At 62.7% G+C, this 7,961-nt stretch carries 9 protein-coding genes; 7 read left to right on the plus strand and 2 right to left on the minus strand.

Going from position 1 to position 7,961, the window contains the following annotated elements:
* The 7 genes from ACHWRX_RS14855 to ACHWRX_RS14885 form a co-directional block, all read left to right on the plus strand.
* A partial coding sequence (locus ACHWRX_RS14855) for a L,D-transpeptidase family protein (protein WP_394659763.1) occupies nt 1-282 on the plus strand: 282 nt, incomplete at its 5' end.
* 116 nt (nt 283-398) lie between these two features.
* Nucleotides 399-953, plus strand: a complete 555-nt coding sequence (locus tag ACHWRX_RS14860; protein WP_394659764.1) for a CAP domain-containing protein — start codon at nt 399-401, stop codon at nt 951-953.
* Nucleotides 954-1,065: 112 nt separating this feature from the next.
* Entirely contained in the window at nt 1,066-2,496 is a 1,431-nt protein-coding gene (locus ACHWRX_RS14865; RefSeq protein WP_058737149.1) for a circularly permuted type 2 ATP-grasp protein, read from the plus strand.
* Nucleotides 2,497-2,632: 136 nt separating this feature from the next.
* Nucleotides 2,633-3,580, plus strand: coding sequence for an alpha-E domain-containing protein (locus tag ACHWRX_RS14870; RefSeq protein ID WP_183617151.1), 948 nt, complete (start codon nt 2,633-2,635; stop codon nt 3,578-3,580).
* A 12-nt stretch (nt 3,581-3,592) separates the two neighbouring features.
* Entirely contained in the window at nt 3,593-4,432 is an 840-nt protein-coding gene (locus ACHWRX_RS14875) for a transglutaminase domain-containing protein (RefSeq protein WP_394659765.1), read from the plus strand.
* Between the two features lie 44 nt (nt 4,433-4,476).
* On the plus strand, nt 4,477-5,241 hold the full coding sequence (locus ACHWRX_RS14880) for a peptidase (RefSeq protein WP_394659766.1): 765 nt from the start codon (nt 4,477-4,479) through the stop codon (nt 5,239-5,241).
* 90 nt (nt 5,242-5,331) lie between these two features.
* Nucleotides 5,332-6,270 carry an NAD-dependent epimerase/dehydratase family protein gene (locus ACHWRX_RS14885; protein ID WP_394659767.1) on the plus strand — a complete coding sequence of 313 codons (939 nt, stop codon included), beginning with the start codon at nt 5,332-5,334 and terminating at the stop codon, nt 6,268-6,270.
* A gap of 168 nt (nt 6,271-6,438) precedes the next feature.
* Here ACHWRX_RS14885 and ACHWRX_RS14890 read toward each other — a convergent pair whose 3' ends face one another.
* A complete protein-coding gene (locus ACHWRX_RS14890) occupies nt 6,439-7,035 on the minus strand; it encodes a thymidine kinase (RefSeq protein ID WP_394659768.1) in 597 nt (198 codons plus the stop codon).
* Nucleotides 7,036-7,045: 10 nt separating this feature from the next.
* The coding region (galE, locus tag ACHWRX_RS14895) for a UDP-glucose 4-epimerase GalE (RefSeq protein ID WP_394659769.1) at nt 7,046-7,961 on the minus strand (916 nt) is incomplete at its 5' end.

Here is a 7,961-nt window from a genome sequence, read left to right on the forward strand (position 1 = left end):
GGCTCTGCGGTGATTCTCTACGGCGCGGATCGCAAGCCCACACCGCCGGGCGTCTATCCCATTCTGGCGCGGGCGCGGCATCACCGCTCGAACCTCTACGATGCGCCCATGCCCTATATGTTGCGCCTGACCGGGGATGGCATCGCGATCCACGCCAGCAACGTGCGCGCGCGCGCCGCTACGCATGGCTGCATCGGTGTGCCGCCGAAATTTGCGCGGCTCTTGTTCGCGCAGGCCCGCCGAGGCGATCGCGTGGCTATCGTTGGCGCGCCCCCGGCATGACCGGCTGCTTTCGGTGAACGCGTAACCGCCGGATAATCCTCGGAAAAATCTGTTGAAGGCGCGAGTAACCAAAGTAGCGAACCTGCTGTTGACGCTGCGCGCCGCATATCCTGCGCATGGTCGCGGGACGGGTCTTCTTCGGCAAAAGCGCACTGCCATCGGCGCGACGGCTTCTGGCCGCGGGGGCACTGCTGGCGGTTGCTCCGGCGCTATCGGGAGCGACCAGCCTTTCCGGGCAGTTCGAGGCGCGCATCCTGGCCGCGCATAATCGCGAGCGCGCAGCCCTTGGGATAGAGCCGCTGCACTGGAACCCGGAACTTGCCAATTCCGCTCGTGGCTGGGCGCAACACCTGGCTGCCACTGGCCGGTTCGAACATGCGCCGGAGCGACCGGTCGACCCGCAGGGTGAGAACTTGTGGGCGGGAACGCGCGGCTATTACGGCCTTGAGGCGATGGTCGATGGCTGGGTGCGGGAAAAGCGCTTCTTCCGGGCCGGTACGTTCCCCGCCAACAGCACGACCGGTCGGGTCGAGGATGTCGGGCATTACACGCAGGTGGTGTGGCGCCAGACCCGGCAAGTGGGTTGCGCGCTGGCGCGTGGCCAGGTGGAAGACGTGCTGGTGTGCCGCTACGCCGAAGCCGGCAATTACTTGGGCGAGCGCCCTTTCTGACCGTTGCGGTGATGTGACGCGGCCTTGGTCTAAATATTATTTCGCACGCGCAGCATAACCGGCTTGGCAAAGCGGAGGGCTTGTTGCACACCCGTGACAAACGGGAGTCACGATGAGTTCTGCGAGCGGATCACGTTACGATGAAATGCTCGACGAGGACGGCACGATACGCGCCGCCTATGCCGATTTTCGGGACTGGTATGACGGCCAGGATATCTCCTGGCTGAAGCGCCAGGATGCGGAAGCGGAGCGGTTCTTCCGCCGTATCGGCATCACCTTCAACGTCTATGGCGAAGATGCCGGTGAAGAGCGGCTGATCCCGTTCGACATGATCCCCCGCATCATTACCGCGCGTGAATGGCGCAAGCTGACGCGCGGGATCGAGCAGCGGGTGCGCGCGATCAACGCCTTCCTGCAGGATCTCTATCACCGGCAGGAGATCGTGAAGGCTGGCCGCCTGCCGGTCCACTTCCTGCGCGATAACGAAGCGTTCCTGACGCAGATGATCGGCTTCACGCCGCCCGGCGGGGTCTATACCCACATCGTCGGGATCGATCTGGTCCGCACTGGCCCTGATGAGTTCATGGTGCTGGAGGACAACGCCCGCACCCCGTCCGGAGTCTCGTACATGCTCGAGAACCGCGAGACGATGATGGCGATGTTCCCGGAGCTGTTCACGAAGATCCCGGTTCGGCCCGTGTCTGACTATCCACGCCGCCTGCGCCGGTCGTTGCAGGCCTCCGCTCCGGCGTGTGCGGGATCGCGGCCATCGGTGGCCGTGCTGACGCCAGGCATCTACAACTCCGCCTACTTCGAACACGCCTATCTTGCGGACCAGATGGGCGCCGAACTGGTCGAGGGTAGCGACTTGCGCGTCAGCAACGGGCGGGTGCAGATGCGCACGACCGAGGGATTCCAGCCGGTCGACGTGATCTATCGCCGCGTGGACGACAATTACCTCGACCCGCTCAGCTTCCAGCCGGATAGCGTGCTGGGCGTGGCGGGGATCATGGATGTCTATCGCGCCGGCGGCGTCACCATCGCCAATGCACCGGGCACGGGCATCGCAGATGACAAGGCGATTTACAGCTTCATGCCCGATATCGTCGAGTTCTACACTGGTGAGAAGCCGATCCTGCAAAACGTGCCGACCTGGCGCTGCAGCGAGCCGGATTCTCTGAAATATGTGCTGGATAACCTGTCTGAGCTAGTGGTGAAAGAAGTGCACGGATCGGGCGGCTACGGCATGCTGATCGGGCCGACCTCTTCCAAGAAGGAGATCGCCGCCTTCGCCGCCAAGCTGCGGGCGCGGCCGGCGAACTATATCGCCCAGCCCACGCTCTCTTTGTCGACGGTGCCGATCTTCACCAAGTCGGGCCTGGCGCCTCGGCATGTCGATTTGCGGCCGTTCGTGCTGGTTTCGCCCAACGGGATCGACATCACGCCGGGCGGTCTGACGCGCGTGGCGCTGAAGAAGGGGTCGCTGGTGGTGAATTCCTCGCAAGGGGGCGGGACCAAGGACAGCTGGGTGCTGGACGAATGATGAGGGAAAATCTCGTTCTCCCCGTGAGCGCGACCTTGCGGCTTGGTGGTACATTGCCCTCTGGCGTGGCCCGCGCCCAGAAAACGACCAACGGCGACGGCCACGATTTCGCGCCCGCCGTCGGAGTGATCCGCTGATGCTGGGCCGGGCAGCCAATGGCGTCTACTGGATGACGCGATATCTTGAGCGGGCGGAGAATACCGGGCGGCTGATCGACGTCGGTTTTCACCTCGCCCTCACGCGCGGCAGCCGGGAGCGGCAGGACGAGGAATGGCGCTCGGTGCTGATCACCACCGGCCACGAGCAAGGCTACCTGGCCGCGCATCCGGACATCAGCGGCGCGCAGGTTTTCAACTATCTTCTGCGCGAGCGCGAGAACCCGGGCAGCGTCCTATCCATGTTGGAAAGTGCGCGCACCAACGCCAGGGTCGTCCGCACCAGCCTCACCAATGAGGTATGGCAGGCGATCAACGAGACCTGGATGATCCTGCGCGACATGCTCAGCCGTCCCGTGCGAGAAGGCAATCTGGGCGAGGTTCTCTCCACCATCCGCCAGCGCGCGAGCCTGGTTCGTGGGGCGATGGAAGGCTCGATGCTGCGCAACGAGGTGTTCAACTTCGCGCGCATCGGCACCTTCATCGAGCGGGCAGATAACACCGCGCGCATCCTGGACGTGAAATACTACGTCCTACTGCCATCGGTCGCCTGGGTCGGCTCCAGTCTGGACAATGTGCAGTGGGACACGCTGCTGCGCTCGGTGGCGGGAAACCGCGCCTTCTCCTGGCTTAACGCCGGCACGATGGACCCGCGCGAGATCGCCCGGTTCCTGATCCTGGACGGGCGTTTCCCGCGCAGCCTGGTGTTCTGTTTTGATAAGATCCGCAGCAACATGGCGGGCCTGGCCAAGCAATATGGCGGGGAAACCCAGGCGCATCAGCAGTTGCGGGATGCGGGCAGCCGCTTACATGACTGTACGATCGAACAGATTTTTGAATCCGGCCTGCATGAGTTCCTGCGTGACTTCATCCGCCGCACCCATAACATCGGCGAGGCGATCTCGTCCGACTATCGCTTCATTGGATAGGACGGCCCACCCGTGTTGCTGACCATCGAGCATGAAACTCGCTACGACTTCGATCAAAGCGTGATCCATGGTCTGCAGCGTTTGCGGCTGCGGCCCAAGCCGACGCATGGCCAGCTGGTGGTGGAATGGGAAACCGAGCTGGAAGGCGCGCGTCACGAGGCGGCTTACGACGATCAGCATCACAATCATGTGGAACTGGTCTCGCTGGAGCCGGGCGTGCGCGAGGTTGTCATCACCTGCCGCGGCACGGTGAAGACGGCGGACAATCACGGCATCCTGGGCGAGCATAGCGGGCATTTTCCCCTCTGGGCCTTTACCCGGGCCACGCCGCTGACCCGTGCCGGCCCCAAAGTCCGCTCGCTCGCCGCCTCGGTCGCCGGGCAGAAGGAAGAGCGTCTGGCGATGCTCCACAGCTTGAGCCTGGCGGTGCGTGCGGCGGTGGAATATGAACCGGGCACGACCGATGTGACCACCACGGCCGAGCAGTCCCTGGCCGCCGGGCACGGGGTTTGCCAGGATCATGCGCATATCTTCATCAGCGCCGCACGCTTGCTGGACGTGCCTGCGCGCTACGTTGGCGGCTACCTCAAGATGGACGGCCGGGTGGAGCAGGATGCGGGCCACGGCTGGGTCGAGGCCTACGTAATGGGCCTTGGCTGGGTCGGATTTGATGTCTCGAACTCGATCAGCCCGGACGAACGGTATGTTCGCGTAACCACCGGTTGTGATTATAGTGAAGCCGCGCCGTTTACAGGTGTAGTGACCGGCGCAGGACCGGGGCGCCTGTCCGTTCATCTCTCGGTAGATGCGCCGCAGGTAAGCCAGCAACAGCAGCAACAGTCCGCTCCCTGACGCTGGGGCGGCGCGGACGGGGTTTTGAAGGACGGGTTCGAATAATGACGTATTGCGTGGGGATGATGCTGGACCACGGGCTGGTGATGATGAGCGATACCCGCACGAATTCGGGCGTCGACAACATCTCGAGCTTTCGCAAGATGTTCCACTGGTCGGTTCCGGGCGAACGGCTGATCACGGTGATGACAGCCGGCAATCTCGCCACCACCCAGTCCGTCATCAGCAGCCTGGAAGAGCGTAACAAGGCTCCGTCCGATCGGCATAATTCGCTGCTGGAAGCACCCACGATGTTCCAGGTGGCGACGATCGTGGGCGATCTGTTGCGCCAGACCATCCAGTCCCGCGCAGTGCAGGGCGGCCAGAATGCAGGCAACACCTTCGGCGCCTCGATGATCGTGGCGGGACAGATCAAGGGCATGGAGCCGCGTCTGTTCCTGATCTATCCCGAGGGCAACTTCATCGAGGCAAGCTATGACACGCCGTTTTTCCAAATCGGCGAAACAAAATACGGTCGCCCGATCCTGATCCGGGGTTACGAACGCGATATGTCGTTCGAAAGCGCGGTAAAGCTGCTGATGGTCTCGTTCGATTCCACCGTGAAGGCGAACCTGTCCGTTGGATTGCCGCTGGATCTGCTGGTGGTGGAGCGCGATCACTTCGAGCCGCTTCATGAGCGTCGCATCGATGGCAAGGACCGCTATTTCCAGACGATCTCGGCCGGCTGGGGGGAAGCGTTGAAGAAGGCGTTCCTCTCGCTGCCAAATTACGAAATTGAGCCGACGCCGACCCACGCCGTCATCTCGTAATGAACGGAAGCGGCGCCGATCGGATCACCGTTGCGACTGGACCGGTACGCCGCGAAGCTATAGGGATATTTACGATAGCCCGACGCGCTGATGGCGCGGGGCCAGTCGGTGATCGGGATCGACAACCTCAACGACTATTATGCCGTTCAGCTGAAGCGTGATCGGCTGAGCCAGCTGGCGGCGCGGCACGGTGATCGCTTTACCTTCCTGGAACTGGATTTCGCGGACACGGCTGCGCTGGATCAGGACCTTTCAGGGCACGAGTTCGATGCCATCGTGCATCTGGGCGCGCAGGCGGGCGTGCGTTACTCGCTGCAGAATCCTCATGCCTACGTCCGCTCCAACTTGTTGGGCCATGTCAACATGTTGGAACTGGGACGCGCTCGCCAGACGCCGCATCTGGTCTATGCCAGTTCCAGCTCGGTCTATGGCGGGAACGAGAAACTGCCGTTCGCCGTGGAAGACCGCACCGATCATCCCGTATCGCTTTACGCCGCGACAAAGCGCGCCGACGAATTGATGAGCGAGACGTATGCGCACCTCTTCCGATTGCCGCAAACGGGGCTGCGTTTCTTCACCGTCTATGGGCCATGGGGTCGGCCGGACATGGCGCTCTGGAAGTTCACGGAGCGGCTGCTGGCGGGGCGGCCGATCGAAGTGTTCAACAATGGCCAGATGCAGCGGGACTTTACCTATATCGACGACATTATCGCTGGCGTGATTGCCTGCCTCGATCGCCCTCCCGCGGATGACGGTGCCGCCAAGCCGGGGGGCAGCACGAAGCCGCACGCGGTCTACAACATCGGCAATAACCGGTCCGAAAAGCTGATGCGCATGATCGAGGTGCTGGAAGAGGCATGCGGGCGCAAGGCGGAGCTGAGCATGCTGGCGATGCAACCGGGAGACGTGCCGGCCACGTACGCCGATATCACGGCGATCGCGCGCGACACTGGCTACGCGCCGACCACGCCCATCGAGGTGGGCATACCGCGCTTCGTCGAGTGGTATCGGAGCTATACGGGGCAGTGACGGGATAGTGGATTGACGCAGGGCCAGTGACGGCTTGGACTATCTGGCGTTTGACGCATGAGCGGTGAAGTCGCGCTGAAAGGTACAGCGTGGCCGAGGCGTTTCGGCACGCTCTTGAGGCGGCAAGCTGGGGACAAGAGGCCCGCGCCGATCGCGCGCAACCTTACCTCAGGCGATCATCCCCGGTCGGTCGTGAATTTGCTCCGAGAAGTGCCGACGGCACAGGGGAATGTAACGATCGTTGCCCCCGATCAGGGTCTGCTCGCCATGTTGCACCGACGCCCCATCCGCATCGACGCGTAGGTTCATGGTGGCCTTCCGGCCGCAGTGGCACACGGCCTTGAGTTCTACCAAGGTGTCGGCGATCCCGAGCAGCGCGGCCGCGCCTGGAAACAATTCGCCACGAAAGTCGGTGCGCAAGCCGAAGCATAGTACCGGGATGTCGGCAAAGTCCGCCAGCTGGGCGCATTGCCAGACTTGCTCGGGGCTCAGGAATTGGGCTTCGTCCACCAGAATGCAGGACAGCGGCGTTTCGGAATGTCGTGCCTGGGCGGCAGTCCACACGTCCGTATCGGCATCGAAACGATGCGCGTCCGCGCCAAGGCCAATTCGGCTTTCTATGGCATGAAGCGCGCCACGGCCATCGATCGCAGCGGTCCACAGCATGGTTGCCATGCCCCGTTCGCGGTAATTGAAGTCCGCCTGCAGCAGATACGTCGATTTTCCGGCATTCATGCTGGCGTAATAGAAATACAGCTTGGCCACGGCCGCGCCCTTAGACTTCGCCGCGGATTTCGCTCAGCTTGCGTTCCCAGGCAAGCGCATGCGCGACGATGGTGTCCAGCTCGGCGTAACGAGGGACCCAGGGCAAAGTTGCTTTGATGCGGCTGTTGTCCGAGATCAGCGAGTCGGGATCACCAGCGCGACGGCCCTGCAGGCGGCGATCGATGGTGCGGTTGGTCACGCGGTCCACGGCGTCCAGCACTTCCAGCACCGAAAAACCGCGGCCATAGCCACAGTTCATCGTCAGCGACCTAGCAGGTTCGGCGATCAGGGCCTCAAGGGCGAGGACGTGAGCCTCAGCCAGGTCCGAAACATGGATGTAATCGCGCACGCCGGTGCCGTCGGGCGTGGCGAAGTCCGTGCCGAACACGCCGACATGCTCGCGTTTACCCAGTGCCGCCTCGACCGCGACCTTGATCAGATGCGTGGCCCCGGCAGTCGATTGCCCGGTGCGGGCCCGAGGGTCCGCTCCGGCGACGTTGAAGTATCGTAGGGCGCAGTAGTTCATCGCATGGGCGCGCGCGGTGTCGGCCAGCATGAACTCCGTCATCAGCTTGGACATGCCGTAGGGATTGATCGGCAGCTTCGGGCTATCCTCGGTGACGGGCGAAACTTCCGGAATGCCATAAGTTGCCGCAGTGGAACTGAAGATGAAGTGGCCGACGCCTGCCTCTATTGCCGCCGCGATGAGAGCGCGGGTCTTGGCGGTGTTGTTATGATAGTATTTCAGCGGATCCTCGACCGATTCCGGTACGATGATGGACCCGGCAAAGTGCATTACCGCGCCGACTTTCTGTTCGGCGAAGATGCGGGCCAGAAGGGCTGCGTCCTCGATATCGCCTTCGTACAGCGTAATGCCTTCGGGGATGGCAAATCGAAACCCGGTGGTGAGATTATCGACAACACAG

It is taken from the genome of uncultured Novosphingobium sp. (assembly GCF_964277725.1).
Classification (GTDB): domain Bacteria; phylum Pseudomonadota; class Alphaproteobacteria; order Sphingomonadales; family Sphingomonadaceae; genus Novosphingobium; species Novosphingobium fluoreni.

Excerpts from the sequence above, each read along its gene's own strand:
- ACHWRX_RS14865 (WP_058737149.1), top strand. The coding sequence starts at position 1,066 with ATGAGTTCTGCGAGCGGATCACGTTACGATGAAATGCTCGACGAGGAC.
- ACHWRX_RS14885 (WP_394659767.1), top strand. The coding sequence starts at position 5,332 with ATGGCGCGGGGCCAGTCGGTGATCGGGATCGACAACCTCAACGACTAT.
- ACHWRX_RS14860 (WP_394659764.1), top strand. The coding sequence starts at position 399 with ATGGTCGCGGGACGGGTCTTCTTCGGCAAAAGCGCACTGCCATCGGCG.
- ACHWRX_RS14880 (WP_394659766.1), top strand. The coding sequence starts at position 4,477 with ATGACGTATTGCGTGGGGATGATGCTGGACCACGGGCTGGTGATGATG.
- ACHWRX_RS14870 (WP_183617151.1), top strand. The coding sequence starts at position 2,633 with ATGCTGGGCCGGGCAGCCAATGGCGTCTACTGGATGACGCGATATCTT.